The following is a 16,855-nucleotide window of genomic DNA, read 5'->3' as shown; positions in this document are numbered from 1 at the left end:
CGCTACCTCTGCAGCAGCCGCCGTCGTCACCGACCGCCCCGCAAGCCCAGAGCAGAGCCGCTGAGAACAGGGCATCACGGCCGGGCCGCCCCCAGGGCTTCGGCGGGCCTCTCGGTGTTGTGGCGTGGCCGTGAGGCCAGCTCGGTCCCAGGCCATACCGGCCGTGGTGGTCCGTACAGCGGTGACGGTGCGTACGACGGTCCACCGCCGCATGGCTGAACTCGCCTACTACCGCTGCCACTCCACCCGGCCAGTCCGGCTCACCCCCTTGGTCAGGGTCGCCGGTTCGAGATGGCGGGTGGAGGAGACATTCCAGACGGAGAAGGGGCTGGCCGGCCTGGACGAGCACCAGCTCCGCCGGTACCCCTCCTGGGCCCGCTGGGTCACCCTCGCCATGCTCGCCCACGCCTTCCTCGCCGTATTCCGCGCCGACGAACACACCCGCCCTGCCTCCGACGACCTCATTCCACTGACCTGCAACGAGATCCAGCACCTGTTCATCACGCTCATCGTCCAGCCGCTGTCCAACGTGGCCCACCGCCTCAGCTGGTCCGAGTCGAGACGACGTCATCAAGTCCGATCACGCACCAGTCACTACCGGCGACAAGCCTCAACTCAGACATGAAGATCACGATCTACAGCTGGAGTACTAAGCCGTATGCAGCGTCGAAATGTCCGTCGACAAAGGCGAGATCTTCGGCTTCCTCGGTCCCGACCTCGTCGATTCACCGAGTCGGCCGGTTGATCTTGTGCCTGTGATGCCGTGTTGATCCCTGTCCGGGGCAGTGCCGGTCAGGGGTGCGCGTCGGCTGGCGTGCCGGATCGCGCCGGGTCCCACGGGCCCGGTGACCGCGGGTGTCCTCCTCTCGGTGCCCGGCGGGGCGGTTCGTGCCGTTCAGGTGGGGTGGGGCAGAGCGAGGATGCGGGTGAGTGCCCGCACGATCGCGGCTGTCCGGAGTCCGGTTTCGAAGAGTTTCAGGCGGCGTTTGCGCCGGCCGCGCACCAGGCGGGCGGGGACGTGGAGGATGCGGTAGCGCAGTGTCCTGGGGGTGGCCTTGGCCTCCTCGCCGTCCAGCGCGAGAGTTGGAGCCAGGCGCGAAGGTCGTGGCCGTCAGTCAGGCGGCATTGACATTCGTCTCGTGGGAGGGCAGGAGGCCCATCCCGGACGCCTTGCTGTCGCGGCTCGACGCGGGCGTGCTTGCGGTGCCGGGCGTCGAGGTGGGCGATCTGACCGCGGCGACTGTTGGTGGCGAAGGTCCGGTAGCGGACCTGTTGCTTGATCTCGTAGTCGGAGGCGTCCTTGAGGCAGCGGGGGCGCAGCGGCTCCTCCGGGCGATCACCCGATGGCTCTTCGGCCAGCCGGTGATGTCGGCAAGCAGGCCGGTGATGTCGGCGACGAACGCGTCCTCACGGACGTGGCCGCCCTCGCCGGTGGTCGGCTGCCACAGCTTCTTGCGGTCCACGATCTCAATCGTGGCCTGCTCGCGCTCGGTGAGGTACCAGCCGACGGAGTACTCCCAGCGGAACGTGGGGCTGGCCCTCCGCCCGCGCTCCAGTCCAGCAGCTGGTGGGAGAATCCGGCCCCGCCCACCCGGAACAGGATCTTCTGCCGCCGCCACCAGGGTAGTTGGGCAACGCCCCTGGTGAGGATGTCGATGCGCTGTTCGCCGATGAGCTGGGCAGCAACGTGATCTGGCAGAGCATCCTCGTCGTCGGCGCTCTGGCGATCCTCTCGATGCCGTGGGCCGCACGGGCCTTCGCGCGGAGCCTGCGGTAGTCGGCTCCGCGCACTTCCTCAGCGACATCCCGCTTCCTACAGCGGGATGTTGCTGTGTTTGCGGGGCGGCAGTGTCACACGCTTGTTACGCAACGCCCTGAGTGCGCGCAACACGGTCAGCCGGGTCTCCGACGGCAGGATGACGTCATCAAGGCTGCCGCGTTCGGCCGCCATGTAGGGGGTCAGCACCGTCTCCTCGTACTGCTCGATCAGCTCCTCGCGCAGCTCGCCGGGATCGTCGGCGGCGCCGAGTTCGCGGTGGCACAGCATGTCGACAGCGCTGGCGGCACCCATCACGCCGATCCATGCGGTGGGCCAGGCGAAGCACATGTCGGCGCCGAGCTCCTTGGAGCCCATCACCGCGTACCCGCCGCCGAACGCCTTCCGGACGATGACGGTCACCTTCGGCACCGTCGCCTCGATGTAGGCGAAGCCGAGCTTGGCACCGCGCCGGATGATGCCCTGATGCTCCTGGGCGGTGCCGGGCAGGAAGCCGGGGACGTCCACAAACGTCACGATGGGGATGTTGAACGTGTCGCAGAACCGTATGAACCGCGCCGCCTTCTCGGCCGCCGCGATGTCGAGAGCTCCGGCCAGCTGCCGCGGCTGGTTGGCCACGACGCCGACGGTGTGCCCCTCGATCTGGCCGAAGCCGCAGATGATGTTCGGCGCGAAACCCGGGTGCACCTCCAGCAGTTCGCCATCGTCGACCACGCGCGCGATCACCTCGACCATGTCGAACGTCTCGCGCTGCGCATCGGGCAGGATCGAGTCGAGCTCGAGGTCGTCGGGGGTGACGTCCAGGACCGCCGTGTTCTGGTACGCCGGCGCCTCGCCCAGGTTGTTGGACGGCAGGAACGACAGCAGGTCCCGTACGTAGTCGAGCGCCTCAGCCTCGCTGTCCGCCACGTAGTGCGCGTTGCCGGCGACCGTGGCGTGCACCTGCGCGCCTCCGAGGTCCTCCATGCGGACCGTCTCGCCCGTGACCGTCCGGATGACGTCCGGGCCGGTGACGAACATGTGCGAGGTCCGGTCGACCATCACGACGAAGTCGGTGCAGGCCGGCACGTAGACGGCGCCGCCCGCGCAGGGTCCCATGATCAGCGAGATCTGTGGGATGACGCCGGACGCGGTGACCACCTTGTTGGCTACGCGGCCGTATGCGGCCAGCGACAGCACGCCCTCGGCGACGCGCGCGCCGCTGGAGTCGTTGATCGCGATGACCGGGCAACCTGTCTGCAAGGCGAGGTCGAGCAGTTTGCCGACCTTCTCGCCGAAGACCTCGCCGACGCTGCCGCCCAGGGTCAGGGCGTCCTGGGCGTAGACGCACACCCGGCGGCCGTCCACGGTGCCGTAGCCGGTGATGACGCCGTCGCCGCTCGGCCGCGCCGTGTCGGCGGCGAAGCCGGTCGAGCGGTGGCGGGCGAGCAGGCCGGTCTCCACGAACGAGTCCGGGTCGAGCAGGTACTCCAGGCGGTCCCGGGCCGTCATCCGTCCGAACCGGGCGAGGCGGCGGACCGTGCGGTCGGGGACGTGCAGGGCCGCCTCGCGCCTGGCCCGCAGGTCGGCGATCTTGTCGGCGGTGGTGCCGGGCGCCTTCGGGGGCACCGGTCTCTCGTTCCCGTTCCCCGTCCGCTGGATGGGGAAGCGCCGTTGCACGGCTGCGTGCGCTTCGAGGTAACCGGGTTCGTCCATAGTCGTCTCCTCGCTCACACAATCATGCTCGCGCACCCCGCTGCCCATGCTCTGACCAGCTGCTGACAAGCTGCTGAAGGAGTGCTGAAAGCGGCTGCGCGTCAGAGATCCTTCAGCCGACTTTCAGCGCCTGCTGGCATCCTTGGCGCATGACGCGTGCCGCGGTCATCAGTGGCCTGGGGGGCTGGCTGCCTCCTCGGGTGGTGACGAACGACGACCTGCCAGCCGAACTCGACACCTCCGACCACTGGGTCCGCACCCGTACCGGCATCGCGCGCCGCCACTTCGCTGAACCCGGCTCCGCGACCTCCGACCTCGCCGTCGAGGCTGGAGCGCGAGCCCTGGTCTCCTCGGGCGAGCCGCACATGGACGCCGTGGTCCTGGCCACGACCACGCCCGACCGGATCTGCCCGGCCACCGCCCCCGAAGTCGCGACGCGGCTGGGCCTGGCCGGCGCCGCCGCCTTCGACCTCAACGCCGCGTGCACCGGGTTCGTGTACGGGCTCGCCTGCGCAGCTGGACTGATCACCACAGGCGTCGCCGACCGGGTGCTGCTCATCGGCGCCGAGACGTACTCCAGCATCGTCGATCCCCTTGACCGCGGGACGGCTCCCATCTTCGGCGACGGGGCCGGCGCGGTGGTCCTGCGGGCCGGCGCCCCCGACGAGCCGGGCGCGATCGGCCACATCGATCTGGGCAGCGACGGCGCCGACGCCGAACTCATCGAGGTCAACGGCGGTGGTTCCCGGCAGCGGCTGTCCGACGGGCCGGAGCGGGACGGCGAGCGGTATCTGACGATGGCCGGCCGCGAGGTGTTCAAGCACGCCGTCATGCGGATGACCGCCTCGTGCCAGACCGTGCTGGAGCGCGCCGGCCGGGGCGTCGCCGATGTCGACCGGCTGGTGGCCCATCAAGCCAATATCCGCATCGTCCACCAGCTCGCCGACCAGTTGGGCATCGACCGTGGCCGCGTCGTGACCAACATCGACCGCGTCGGTAACACCGCGGCCGCCTCCATCCCGCTGGCGCTGCTCCACGGCGTCGCCGACGGCACCGTGCGGCCCGGCCAGCAGACCCTGCTCACCGCGTGCGGCGCGGGCTTCACCTGGGGCTCGGCGCTGCTGACCTGGCCCGATCTCGTGCTCTGCGACTAGCCGAGCGACGGTTACCGATTGCTGATGAGGAGCCCTCTGATGAAGAACACGTACGACCGGCTCACCGACATACTGGTCAACCAGTTCGAGGTGCAGCCCGAGGAGGTCCGCCCGGACATCACCTTCGAGGAGCTCGAACTGGACTCGCTGTTCCTGGTGGAACTCGGCCTGGTCATCAAGCGGGACCTCGACGTGGAGATCGGCGAGGACGACGCGACCCCGCGCAGCACGGTCGCCGACGTCGTGAAGCTGATCGACGCCCAGCTCAACCCGGCGTCATGACCACCGGTGTCGTCGTCACGGGTTTGGGGCTGGTGACCGCCGCTGGCGTCGGCACCAAAGCGACCTGGCGCGCGGTGTGCGCCGGGGTGCCGACCGCTGCCACCGACCCGGCGCTGGCCGGGTTGCCGGTCGACTTCTCGTGTCGGGTCCCCGATTTCGACGCCCGGGCACTGCTCGGCCGTCGCACGACCATGCAGTACGACCGGTTCGTGCAGCTGGGGCTCATCGCCGCGCAGGAGGCCGTCGCGGACGCCGGACTGGATCCGGCCACGTGGGACGGCGCCCGGGTCGGCGTCGTCGTCGGCTGCGGCGTGGGCGGTGCGGGCACGTGGGAGACGCAGTACCGGAAGTTCGACAACGACGGGCCCGAGACGGTGTCGTCGATGCTGATGCCGATGCTGATCCCGAACATGGTCGCCGGGCACCTGGGTATCCGCTTCCGGGCGACCGGCCCGAACCTCGTGACCGCCACGGCGTGCGCTTCCGGGGCCACCGCCATCGGCGTGGCCCGCGACATGCTGCGCCAGGGCGTCTGCGACATCGTCCTGACGGGCGGCACCGACGCCGCGGTGGTACCTCTCATCGTCACCGGCTTCAGCCAGATGCGCGCACTGTCGACCCGTACGGAATCACCGGCGGCGGCGTCACGCCCGTTCGACGCCGGCCGCGACGGATTCGTCATAGGGGAGGGCAGCGGCATCCTGGTCCTCGAACGCGCCGACCACGCCGAGGCCCGCGGCGCCCGCGTCCGGGCCCGGCTCGTCGGTTACGGTGCCTCCGCCGACGCGTACCACGCGACCGCCCCCGACCCCGCCGGCACCAGTGTGGAGCGAGCCATCCGCGCCGCACTCGCCGAGGCCGGCGCCGCTCCGTCCGACGTGGACCACGTCAACGCGCATGGCACGTCGACGCCGCTGAACGACCTGGCCGAGGCCAGGGTCCTGGCCCGCTGCCTCGGTACCGGCCCCGCGGTCACGTCGGCCAAGGGCACCCTCGGGCACACGCTCGGCGCGGCCGGGGCGATCGAGGCGGCGCTGACGGTGCTGACGCTCGAGAACGGGCTGATCCCGCCGACGGCGAACCTCGAAAGCCAGGACCCGGAGATCGAGGTCGACGTGGTGGCCAAGGAGGCCCGGCGCTGCCGGGTCGACCTGGCGCTCACGAACTCCTTCGGGTTCGGCGGGCAGAACGTCGTACTCGCCTTCGCAGCAGGCTGAGCACGCCGGCCGGTCCCGAGCGTGCGGGTCCACCCTTCTTCCTTCATCAGGGGTGCGGTACGGGTTTCGGGTACCGCACCCCGCTGCTTGGCGCCCCCGTGCAGTAGGGGTTCAGCAGCGTGCGCGGGCCGGGACACGGTTCTCCCTTCGATCGCGGTCACCAGATCCATTCCTTCCGCCGGACACCGGTCATCTCTCTGTCGGAGACGAACAGGCGGTGTCCGATCGCGCACACCGTAGAAGGGGGCCCGCGTTTGTGTCGCGCCCCTCGGTTGCTCCCACCGCCGAAAAAGATGCCGCGATCTGCATCGCAGCCGGGTGGGCCGGCCCAGAGAGCACGCCGTGAACCGCACGAAGTTCACGCCGAATTGCACACGATGCAGGCGGCAATGCCCTGGTAGGTCGAACCCGGCGACGGATGGGACGACTCCGTCACCAGCCGCTGGTATCCCACGGCCAAATCCCCGGCCGAGGGCTGGAGCAGCGAGGAGACCAAGGCGTATGCCCTGGTCACCCGCCCTGCCATGGTCGAATCCGCCCGGGCCGCACAGACCCACATCGTGAGGAACACCGGCCCGGATCACGACGCTTCCACCACTTCGGCCACGGCCTGGTCCTCGGTGAGAGGGCGGACCGCGAGCGCGGCGCACCGCTCGTTCCACGCCCGCACCGGCTCTCGCGGCACGGCCGTGGCCCGGGCCCGGTAAAGATCGCCGAGGAACTCACCCAGCAGCTCCTCCGCCACCCGCGTCCGGGCCTTGTCTGCGGCCGTCTCGGCCCGCTTGCGGTTTTTTTCAGTGGGAGACATCCCGCGCATAGCCATCCGCTTCACGTGCGCGGCCTCGGCCTCGGCAGGCTTCGACTCCCGCAGCCGTTCCAACGCCCGCCGGCGGCGTGCCTCCAGCACCAGCTTGGCCATCTGCCGCTCAGCGTACGCCTGCGACGTCGGGTGGTCGAACCCTTCCGGTACCTGGGACCCGTGCACGTACGCCCAAGTGTCCCGCGCCACCGTCTCGGTCAGCTCTGCCAGGCCCTGAGGATCGTCGACGTCGGCTCGCAACGCCACCGTGATGTCCACCGCCTGGTCCACCACGGCCGCAGTTTCCCGCCGCAACGTGCACGTCATGCACAGCCCAGCGGCGTCGGACAGGCCGCAGTCCGCGCACGGCTGTGCCGCCCGCTCCGCCTTGGCCACCGTGATCTGCGCCTTCTGCTCGTCGACCGCAGCACGGTAGGCGATCTGCTGCTTGGCCGTCTGCTCGCGCTCCTCATGGCCGCACGGCTGGCCCTCGGCGACGAGCACGCGGTCGCCGGCGAGCTGAGGAGCCTGGCCGCCCAGCATCCGCTGCGCGAGGGGCTGCACGACCTACTGATGCTCGCCCTGTACCGGGCCGACCGGCAGGCCGACGCGATCGAGGTCTTCCACCGGCTGCGCGAACGCCTCCGCGACGACCTGGGCCTGCAGCCGGGGCTGCAGGCCCAGCGCCGCTACCGCGCGATCCTCGACCAGGACCCGGCTCTCACCGCGTGCGGTGTGACGGCTGACGGGCCCGGGCTCACGGCCGCTGCTCGACCACCTTCGCGTGCTGGAGCGTTCCGACCAGCTGGATACGGAGGCGGGGGTCGGCGACGACATCCTTCGAGGCACGCTTCACCTGGGAGAACGTCAGGTTGAGCTGGTCGGTGTCGATCGCGATGTCGGGCGCGCCGACGATGACGATCCTGCCGTGCTCCATGTCCACGTCGATGCGCAGCGTTCTCGACGTGATCACCGCATCGGTGAAGTCGAGGGTGACCCGGCACATCTTCGTCTTCACCGTGATGTGCTGCGGAACCGTCCACTGGCCGGCCCGTGACCAGTTGCCGCTGCGCTGTTCCACGACGAGGTCCTCCGCCGTCAGGGCTTCGGCCGGCAGGTCCGCGACCAGCGCGGCCAGCTCGCCCTGCGTCTGCGCCGTCAGCGCGCGTTCCACGCGGTCCTCGAGCTCCTCGGAGGTGATTCGGCCGTCTCCGGCGGCGATCCGCAGAACCTCCACGACGCGGTCACGGTCACCGTGCGACGCCCGCAGCTCGGGCACGTCAGCCGACATGTCAAACATCCTTTCACAGACGGTACTTGTGGTGTCGGGTCTCTGGTGCCCGCCACGGACGGATCGAGTCCGTGGCGGGCGCCTTCGCTTCCGCCCCGACGGCGCTCCCGGCGTTCAGGGGCCTGAGTACACCGGTCCTTCCCCTCCGGTCCCTCTCCTCAGGTCCTTCAACTCCGGTTCTGCTCCTTCGGTTCCGCTATTCCGGATCCGCTACTCCGCTCCTTCGTCGAGCTCCTTCTGGATGAGAGCGATGAGTTCGTCGTCACCGGCCGCGTCGAGCCGCTCGGCCAGCGACTCGTCCGCGGCGGCCGGCTCGCCCGCCGTCCACTTCTCCAGGAATGCCTGCAGCCGAACCGCCACCCGGGCCCGGACCAGCCCGTCCGTCCGACCGGCGGCGAAGGCCGCGTCCAGCTCGTCCAGGGCGCTGATCATGGGCTCGGCCACGTCGGCCACGCTCCCGCCCAGCTCGTCGAGGAGGTGCCGCACCAGTGCGGACGGCGTCGGATGGTCGAACACGACCGTCGAGGCGAGCTGCAGCCCGCTGTCCTTCGCCAGCACATTGCGGAACTCGACCGCGGTCAGCGAGTCGAACCCGAGATCCCGGAACGGCCGCCTGTCGATGTCCTCCTCCGACTTGTAACCGAGCACGGCGCCGATACCGCGGCGGATCATCTCCGACAGCTCCGCCTCCTGCTCCTGAGGACTCAGCGGAGCCAGTCGTGCGCGCAGATCGGCAGCGCTCGCCCCGCCCTCCTCCTGTGGCACGGTCAGGGCCCCGGCCGTTCCCGCGAACTCGTGGAGCAGCGGGCTGGGCCGCAGGAGGGTGAAGGCTTCGGCGAAGCGTGTCCAGTCGACGTCGGCGACGGTGAGGCTGCTGTCGCCGTTGTCGACCGCCTGGGCCAGGGCGCGGATCGCCAGGTCCGGTTCCATCGGGGTCAGCCCGCGCCGGCGCAGTCCCTGCTCCGCCTCGCCCTGGGCCGCCATGCCCGTTCCGGCCCAGGGGCCCCAGGCGATGGACGTACCAGGGAGTCCGCGGTCGTGGCGGTGCTGGACCCAGGCGTCGAGGAAAGCGTTGCCCGCCGCGTACGCACTCTGACTGCCACTGCCCCAGGTCGCGGCGATCGACGAGAACACCACGAACAGACCGATCGGCATCCCGGCGGTGAGTTCGTCGAGGTAACGGGTCCCGTCGACCTTCGCGCGGAGCACCGTCGCGAAGGTCTCGGGGGTGGCTTCCTCGATCCGCTGCGGGAGGTCGAGACCGGCCGCGTGCACGATGCCGGTGAGCGGCCACTGCTCCGAAACACCGGCGATCACCGCCGCCAGGACGTCCCGGTCGGCCACATCGCAGGCCGCGACCGTGACCTGCGCCCCCAGCCCGGACAACTCCTCGACCAGACCCTCCGGCGCGACGCCGCCACGGCTGGTCAGCACCAGATGCGGCACACCCCGGCCCGCCAGCCAGCGCGCCACCTCCGCACCCAGCGCACCGGTACCGCCCGTGACCAGCACGCTGCCCGACGGGTCCGGGTCCCACGGCGTGGCCGGCACACCGCCAGGCACCGCACGCTCCAGCCGACGCCCGAACACCCCGGTCCCACGGACCGCGACCTGATCCTCACCCGCACCGGCCGCATCGGCGGCCAGGACACCCGCGAGAAGCTCACCGGCCCGCGCGTCCAGCTCGGCCGGCAGGTCGACGAGACCGCCCCAGCGCTGCGGCAGCTCCAGCGCCGCGACCCGGCCCATACCCCACACCGCCGCCAGATCCGGATCGCCGAGCCCGTCGGAACCGTCCACGGACACCGCACCTCGTGTCAGCACCCACAGCGGTGCGTGCACCCCGGCCAGTGACTGCACCACGGCCAGCGTCTCCGCCCACCCGGACGCGGACAGGACGACACCCGCCAGGCCAGGCAGTCCCGGCACCTCCTCGGCGGACAGGCCGACCACGGTCGCGCCCGCGGCCTCCAACGCGGCGGACACCTCCGGGTCCTCGGTGCCCACGACCGCCCAGATACCGGACAGCACCGCCGTCTCGGGCAGGCCGTCCAGCGGCTGCCAGGTGACGCGGTAACGCCACGAGTCCAGCGTCGAGCGTTCCCGGTGACGCCGCCTCCACTCCGACAGCGCCGGGAGTGCCGACTCCAGACCAGCGAGTTCCGTCAGGTCCTCACGTTCCACCGCATCCCAGAACGCGGCCTCGATCGGATCACCGCCGTCGCCTGCGACAGCCGTGGCCGAAGGCTCCGGCCAGTAGCGCTCACGCTGGAACGCATAGGTGGGCAGATCGACCGTCCGACCACCCCAACCGGCGAACACCGCCGTCCAGTCGACCTCGGCTCCGGACACCCAGAGTCGACCGGCCGCCGTAAGCACGGTATCGGTCTCCTCGCGGTCCTTGCGCAGGAGGGAGACGAACTCGGCGTCGGTGACGGTGTCCTGGGCCATGCCCGACAGGACGCCGTCCGGGCCGAGTTCGACGCAGCGGGTCACGCCCATCGCTGCGAGTGCTTTGACACCGTCGGCGAAGCGGACCGTGCCGCGGACCTGGTTCAGCCAGTACGCGGGCTGCTGCATGGCGCCGGGTTCGGCGACAACTCCGGTGAGGTTCGAAACGAGGGGAATCCGGGCCGGGTGGAACGTGAGGCCGGCCAGGACGGTCGCGAACGCGTCCAGCATCGGTTCCATCAGCGTGGAGTGGAACGCGTGCGACACGGTCAGAACGGTGAACCGGCGTCCCTGCTCGGCGCATTGGGCGGCGTACCGCTCGATGGCCTCGACCGTGCCGGACAGGACGACGGAGTTCGGGCCGTTGACGGCGGCGATGTCCAGGCCGGAGTCGGCGACCTCGGCCTCGGTGGCCTGGACGGCGAGCATGCCGCCGCCCGCGGGCAGCGCCTGCATCAGCCGGCCCCGCTCGGCGACCAGGGTGCAGGCGTCGTCCAGGGACAGGATGCCCGCGACATGCGCGGCGCTGATCTCCCCCAGGGAGTGACCGAGCAGCACATCGGGTGTCACGCCCCAGGACTCGACCAGTCGGAAGAGGGCGACTTCGAGGGCGAAGAGGCCGGCCTGCGCCCACACGGTGTGGTCCAGGTCGACGCCGTCGGTCAGGACGTCGCGCAGCGGACGCTCCAGCCGGACGTCGAGCCGCGCGCACACCGCGTCGAAGGCTTCCGCGAACACCGTGAACGCCTTGTGGAGTTCCAGCCCCATGCCCGCACGCTGTGAACCCTGGCCGGTGAAGAGAAACCCGGTCCTGCCTTCGCCGGCGAAGCCGGTGGCGAGCGTCGTGTCCCCGGACAGCACCGCGCGGTGCTCAAGACCGGCTCGTGTGGTCGCGAGCGACCAGGCCACGTCGACGGCGTCCAGCTCCGGCCGTTCCGCGGCGAACGACGTCAGCCGATCGACCTGCGCCCGCAGCGCGGCACCGGACTTCGCCGACACCAGCCACGGGACCAGCCCAGGCGCCTGCCGCGGCACGGCAACCGGAGCCGGCTCGGGCTCCGGAGCCTGCTCCAGGATGACGTGCGCATTGGTGCCGCTGATGCCGAACGAGGACACCGCCCCGCGGCGCGGACGGTCCGACTCGGGCCAGGCCCGGGATTCCGTCAGCAGTTCCACCGCACCCGCCGACCAGTCCACCTGCGGCGACGGCTCGTCGACGTGCAGCGTCGCCGGCATCAGACCGTGCCGCAGCGCCATCACCATCTTGATCACACCCGCCGCGCCCGCGGCGGCCTGCGTGTGACCGATGTTCGACTTCACCGAGCCCAGCCACAGCGGCTCGCCGGCCTCGCCCCGCTCCTGACCGTAGGTCGCCAGGAGCGCCTGCGCCTCGATCGGGTCCCCGAGGCGCGTACCCGTGCCGTGCGCCTCGACCACGTCGACGTCAGCGGTCGTGAGGTCGGCGTTGGCCAGGGCCTGGCGGATCACCCGCTGCTGGGACGGACCGTTCGGCGCCGTCAGACCGTTCGACGCACCGTCCTGGTTCACCGCGCTGCCGCGCACCACCGCGAGGATCTTGTGCCCGTTGCGCTCGGCGTCCGACAGCCGCTCGACCAGCAGCAGGCCGACGCCCTCACCCCAGCCCGTGCCGTCGGCCGCTCCCGCGAACGCCTTGCACCGGCCGTCCGACGCCAGACCGTCCTGCCGGTCGAACTCCACGAACGCGCCCGGGGTGACCATGACCGTCACACCACCGGCCAGGGCGAGTTCGCACTCACCGGCCCGCAGTGCCTGCCCCGCCCAGTGCAACGCCACCAGCGACGACGAACACGCCGTGTCCACCGTCACGGCCGGACCCTCCAGCCCGAAGGCGTACGAGACCCGGCCCGACAGCACCGCCGCCGCGTTCCCCACGGCAGCGTGCCCGTCACCGGTGTCCTGCGACGCCGCGAGGACCTGCCCGTAGTCCTGGCCGTTGGTGCCGGCGAAGACGCCCACGCTGCGGCCGCGCTGCGACCGCGGGTCCATCCCCGCCGACTCGAACGCCTCCCAGGCCGCCTCCAGCAGCAGCCGCTGCTGCGGGTCCATCGCCAGCGCCTCACGCGGCGAGATCCCGAACAGGTTCGCATCGAACTCGCCGGCATCATGGACGAATCCGCCCACGCCGCCCGCGACGCCGGACACCTCCGCCGGCCATCCCCGGTCGACCGGGAAGACGGACAGCCCGTCCACCCCGTCGGAGACCAGGTCCCACAACTGCTGGGGCGATCCCACTCCGCCCGGGAAGCGACACGCCATCCCGACGATCGCCAGCGGCTCGTCGGTTCCCGCCGACGGTGCCGGCGCACCGGACGCGACCGCCGCTCCCGTACCGGTCAGCTCCGCGCGGAGGTGGTCGGCGAGGGTGTCAGGTGTCGGGTGGTCGAACACGAGGGTGGTCGGCAACGACAACTCCGTCGCCGCGGACAGCAGATTGCGCAGCTCGACCGCCATCAGCGAGTCGAAGCCCAGCTCCCGGAACGCCCGGCCGGGCTCCACCGCCTGCACCCCGGCATGTCCGAGCACGGCGGCGGCCTGCCCCCGGACCAGGTCGAGGAGGACCTGGCGGCGCCTGCCGTCCGGCAGGCCCTCCAGCTGTTCCCGCAGGCTCGGCCCACGCGAGCCGGCCGGCAGAGCCGCCGCGACCGCGGCCGCTTCCGGAAGGTCCGCCAGCAGACGGCTGGGGCGTGCCGATGTGAACACCGGAACGAACCGCTCCCAGTCGATGTCCACAACCGTCACATCCGCGTCACCGGACCGGATCGCCTCGCCGAAGACGCGCAGCGCGAGCTCCGCGTCCAGCGGGCGGACCCCGCCACGCCGCAGCCGCTCCACGACCACACCGTCAGCCGCCATGCCCTCCTCGGCCCACGGACCCCACGCCACCGACGCCGCCGGCAGACCACGACCGCGACGCCACTCCACCCACGCGTCCACACACGCGTTCGCAGCCGCGTAGTTGCCCTGACCCGCGCTGCCCACCGAGCCCGCGAGCGAGGAGAACACCACCAGCCACTCGACGGGCAGCTCCGCCGTCACCGCGTCCAGGTTGACCAGACCGTCCACCTTCGGCGCCATCACCGACGCCAGACGCTCCAGCGACAGGCCCTCCAGCAACCCGTCGTCCAGAACACCCGCCGCGTGGACCACGCCCGTCAGCGGCACATCGTCCGGCACGCCCGCGACGACCGCCGCCAGAGCCTCCCGGTCGGCCACATCGCACGCAGCCACCGTCACCCGCGCGCCCAGCCCCGCGAGCTCGTCGACCAGACCCTCCGGCGCGACACCGCCGCGGCTGGTCAGCAGCAGATGCGGCACACCCCGGCCCGCCAGCCACCGCGCGACCTCGGCACCCAGCGCACCGGTGCCGCCCGTGACCAGCACCGTCCCCGACGGGTCCGGGCTCCACGACGTGTCTTCCGGCGCAGCAGGCACCGCACGCACCAGACGACGCCCGAACACCCCCGACCCGCGGACCGCGACCTGGTCCTCACCGCCGCCGGCGGTACCGGCGGCCAGGATGCCCGCGAGGCGGGCGCCCGCCCGCGCATCCAGCTCGGCCGGCAGGTCGATCAGGCCGCCCCAGCGGCCCGGGATCTCCAGCGCCGCGACCCGGCCCAGACCCCATACCGCCGCCAGACCCGGATCGCCCAACCGGTCCGAACCACCCACCGACACCGCACCCCGGGTCAGCACCCACAACGGCGCGTCCACCCCGGCCAACCCTTGCACGACGGACAGCATCTCCGCCACACCCGAGGCGACCAGGACCACACCCGCCAGGCCCGGCAGAGCCAAGACCTCCTCCACCGGAACACCCACCACCGACGCGCCCGCCGCCGACAGGGCCGCGGACACCTCCGGGTCCTCGGTGCCGACAACCGCCCACACCCCGGACAGCGCCTGCGACGACGACGGCAGACCGTCCAGCGGACGCCATGTCACCCGGTAACGCCACGAGTCGACCGTGGAACGCTCCTGATGACGCCGACGCCACGCGGACAGCGCCGGCAACGCCGACTCCAGGCCGGCGAGTTCTGCCAGGTCCTCCCGTTCCACCGCGTCCCAGAAGGCGGCATCGACCAGGTCACCACCGCCGCCCGCAGCGGCCGCCGGCGAAGATTCCGGCCAGTACCGCTCACGCTGGAACGCGTAGGTCGGCAGGTCGACCGTCCGGCCGCCCCACCCGGCGAACAGCGCCGTCCAGTCGATGGGCGTACCGGAGGTCCACAGGCGGCTGACGGCGGTGAGAGCGGTGTCGGTCTCCTCGCGGTCCTTGCGCAGGACGGAGACGAACTCGGCACCGGTGACCGCGTCCTGGGCCATGCCCGACAGCACACCGTCCGGGCCGAGTTCCAGGCAGCGGGTCACGCCCATCGCGTCAAGCGTCGCGACACCGTCCGCGAAGCGGACCGCCTGCCGCACCTGACGCAGCCAGTATCCGGGTTCCTGCATCAACCCGGGGCCGGCCACGTCGCCGGTCAGGTTCGAGACGACCGGGATCCGGGCCGGGTGGAACGTCAGCCCGTCCAGCACCGCCGCGAACGCGTCCAGCATCGGTTCCATCAGAGCGGAGTGGAACGCGTGCGAGACGGAGAGGACGGTGAACCGCAGGCCGTGCTCGGCGCATGCGGCGGCGTAGCGCTCGACCGCGTCCAGATCACCCGACAGCACCACGGAGTTCGGACCGTTCACCGCCGCGATGTCCAGGCCCGAGTCGGCGACGTCGGCTTCGGTCGCCTGGACGGCGAGCATGCCGCCGCCCGCGGGCAGCGCCTGCATCAACAGGCCGCGCTCGGCGACCAGGGTGCAGGCGTCGTCGAGGTCGAGGACGCCGGCCACATGCGCGGCGCTGATCTCACCGAGGGAGTGGCCGAGCAGCACATCCGGGGTCACACCCCACGATTCGACCAGTCGGAACAGGGCGACTTCGAGGGCGAACAGGCCGGCCTGCGCCCACGCCGTCCGGTCCAGGTCGGCGCCGTCGGTCAGAACTTCCCGCAGCGGACGCTCCAGTCGAGCGTCCAGCCGGGCGCACACCGCGTCGAACGCCTCGGCGAACACCGGGAACCGCTCATACAGCCCCAGGCCCATACCGGCACGCTGCGAACCCTGCCCGGTGAACAGGAACGCCGTCCGACCCTCGCGGGCGGTACCCGTGGCGACTGTCGTGTCCGCGGACAGAACCGCACGGTGCTCCAGAGCGGCGCGCGTCGTCGCGAGCGACCAGCCGATGTCCACCGGGGACAGCTCCGGTCGGCCGGTGACGAACGACCTCAGGCGTTCGATCTGGACCTGAAGCCCGGACTCCGAGTTCGCCGAGATCATCCACGGCACCGGCCCCGGCACCTGCAGCGTCGCGGCAACCGGAACAGCGTCCGGCTCGGGAGCCTGTTCGAGGATGACGTGCGCGTTGGTGCCGCTGATACCGAAGGACGAGACGCCCGCGCGGCGCGGACGGTCCGACTCGGGCCAGGAACGCGCCTCCGTCAGCAGTTCCACCGCGCCCGCCGACCAGTCCACCTGCGGCGACGGCTCATCCACGTGCAGCGTCGCCGGCAGGACGCCGTGCCGCATCGCCATGACCATCTTGATCAGGCCCGCGACACCCGCGGCTGCCTGCGTGTGGCCGATGTTCGACTTCACCGACCCCAGCCACAGCGGACCGGACTCGTCACGGTCCTGGCCGTACGTGGCCAGCAGCGCCTGTGCCTCGATCGGGTCCCCGAGTCGGGTGCCCGTGCCGTGCGCCTCCACCACATCGACATCCGCGCCGGTCAGCCGGGCGTTGGCCAGGGCCTGGCGGATCACCCGCTGCTGCGACGGCCCGTTCGGCGCCGTCAGACCGTTCGACGCACCGTCCTGGTTCACCGCGCTGCCACGCACCACCGCGAGGATCTTGTGCCCGTTGCGCTCGGCATCCGACAACCGCTCCACCAGCAGCAGACCCACGCCCTCGGCCCAGCCCGTGCCGTCCGCACCCGCGGCGAACGCCTTGCACCGGCCATCGGCCGCCAATCCGTCCTGCCGGTCGAACTCCGCGAACGCAGTCGGGCTGACCATCACCGTCACACCACCGGCCAGCGCCATGTCGCACTCACCCGACCGCAGCGCCTGCCCCGCCAGATGCAACGCCACCAGCGACGACGA

The 16,855-nt window shown here is 71.3% G+C and carries 10 protein-coding genes and 1 pseudogene (1 of these 11 only partly in view); 6 read left to right on the top strand and 5 right to left on the bottom strand.

Annotated features, from left to right (window positions below; genetic code table 11):
• Nucleotides 1-202: 202 nt before the first annotated feature.
• A pseudogene (locus OG936_RS38450) lies at nucleotides 203-625 on the top strand (IS701 family transposase); the annotation flags it as partial.
• Between the two features lie 490 nt (nucleotides 626-1,115).
• On the opposite strand, the gene OG936_RS38445 reads toward OG936_RS38450, so the two are convergent.
• Nucleotides 1,116-1,619: a hypothetical protein gene (locus OG936_RS38445; protein ID WP_331755252.1), complete on the bottom strand. Its 504-nt coding sequence runs from the start codon at nucleotides 1,617-1,619 to the stop codon at nucleotides 1,116-1,118.
• A gap of 8 nt (nucleotides 1,620-1,627) precedes the next feature.
• Between OG936_RS38445 and OG936_RS38440 the strand changes: the two genes are divergently transcribed.
• Nucleotides 1,628-1,777: a hypothetical protein gene (locus OG936_RS38440; RefSeq protein ID WP_266752870.1), complete on the top strand. Its 150-nt coding sequence runs from the start codon at nucleotides 1,628-1,630 to the stop codon at nucleotides 1,775-1,777.
• Between the two features lie 36 nt (nucleotides 1,778-1,813).
• On the opposite strand, the gene OG936_RS38435 is transcribed toward OG936_RS38440, so the two are convergent.
• Nucleotides 1,814-3,472 carry an acyl-CoA carboxylase subunit beta gene (locus OG936_RS38435; RefSeq protein ID WP_331755251.1) on the bottom strand — a complete coding sequence of 553 codons (1,659 nt, stop codon included), beginning with the start codon at nucleotides 3,470-3,472 and terminating at the stop codon, nucleotides 1,814-1,816.
• A gap of 149 nt (nucleotides 3,473-3,621) precedes the next feature.
• On the opposite strand from OG936_RS38435, the gene OG936_RS38430 reads away from it, so the two are divergent.
• The 3 genes from OG936_RS38430 to OG936_RS38420 are packed head-to-tail and all read left to right on the top strand — an operon-like array spanning nucleotide 3,622 to nucleotide 6,125.
• On the top strand, nucleotides 3,622-4,626 hold the full coding sequence (locus OG936_RS38430) for a beta-ketoacyl-ACP synthase III (protein WP_266752866.1): 1,005 nt from the start codon (nucleotides 3,622-3,624) through the stop codon (nucleotides 4,624-4,626).
• Between the two features lie 39 nt (nucleotides 4,627-4,665).
• Nucleotides 4,666-4,908 (top strand): acyl carrier protein, encoded by a 243-nt coding sequence (locus OG936_RS38425; RefSeq protein ID WP_266752864.1) that lies wholly within the window; start codon nucleotides 4,666-4,668, stop codon nucleotides 4,906-4,908.
• Nucleotides 4,905-6,125: a beta-ketoacyl-[acyl-carrier-protein] synthase family protein gene (locus tag OG936_RS38420; protein WP_331755250.1), complete on the top strand. Its 1,221-nt coding sequence runs from the start codon at nucleotides 4,905-4,907 to the stop codon at nucleotides 6,123-6,125. Before OG936_RS38425 ends, OG936_RS38420 begins: the two co-directional genes overlap by 4 nt.
• Before the next feature lie 580 nt (nucleotides 6,126-6,705).
• Here the strand turns inward: OG936_RS38420 and OG936_RS38415 are convergent.
• Entirely contained in the window at nucleotides 6,706-7,488 is a 783-nt protein-coding gene (locus OG936_RS38415) for a hypothetical protein (protein WP_331755436.1), read from the bottom strand.
• Here OG936_RS38415 and OG936_RS38410 point away from each other — a divergent pair.
• Nucleotides 7,396-7,800, top strand: coding sequence for an AfsR/SARP family transcriptional regulator (locus tag OG936_RS38410; RefSeq protein ID WP_331755249.1), 405 nt, complete (start codon nucleotides 7,396-7,398; stop codon nucleotides 7,798-7,800). The genes OG936_RS38415 and OG936_RS38410 overlap by 93 nt on opposite strands.
• Here the strand turns inward: OG936_RS38410 and OG936_RS38405 are convergent.
• Together OG936_RS38405 and OG936_RS38400 are read right to left on the bottom strand one after the other, a co-directional pair.
• On the bottom strand, nucleotides 7,682-8,215 hold the full coding sequence (locus OG936_RS38405) for a DUF1707 domain-containing protein (protein WP_331755248.1): 534 nt from the start codon (nucleotides 8,213-8,215) through the stop codon (nucleotides 7,682-7,684). The two genes, OG936_RS38410 and OG936_RS38405, sit on opposite strands and share 119 nt — an antisense overlap.
• 210 nt (nucleotides 8,216-8,425) lie before the next feature.
• Nucleotides 8,426-16,855, bottom strand: the 3' portion of a protein-coding gene (locus tag OG936_RS38400; protein ID WP_331755247.1) for a type I polyketide synthase. It continues 19,911 nt past the right edge of the window; 8,430 of the gene's 28,341 nt are visible here — the last part of the coding sequence; its start codon lies off the right edge, out of view; its stop codon occupies nucleotides 8,426-8,428.

This window comes from Streptomyces sp. NBC_00846, assembly GCF_045207325.1.
In the GTDB taxonomy this organism is placed as follows: domain Bacteria; phylum Actinomycetota; class Actinomycetes; order Streptomycetales; family Streptomycetaceae; genus Streptomyces.
The sequence above is the reverse complement of the archived record's forward strand: the minus strand, read 5'-3'. Positions and strand labels throughout refer to the sequence as shown.

Coding starts and splice junctions, on each gene's coding strand:
- OG936_RS38425 (WP_266752864.1), top strand. CDS start 4,666: ATGAAGAACACGTACGACCGGCTCACCGACATACTGGTCAACCAGTTC.
- OG936_RS38435 (WP_331755251.1), bottom strand. CDS start 3,472: ATGGACGAACCCGGTTACCTCGAAGCGCACGCAGCCGTGCAACGGCGC.
- OG936_RS38430 (WP_266752866.1), top strand. CDS start 3,622: ATGACGCGTGCCGCGGTCATCAGTGGCCTGGGGGGCTGGCTGCCTCCT.
- OG936_RS38405 (WP_331755248.1), bottom strand. CDS start 8,215: ATGTCGGCTGACGTGCCCGAGCTGCGGGCGTCGCACGGTGACCGTGAC.
- OG936_RS38420 (WP_331755250.1), top strand. CDS start 4,905: ATGACCACCGGTGTCGTCGTCACGGGTTTGGGGCTGGTGACCGCCGCT.
- OG936_RS38410 (WP_331755249.1), top strand. CDS start 7,396: ATGGCCGCACGGCTGGCCCTCGGCGACGAGCACGCGGTCGCCGGCGAG.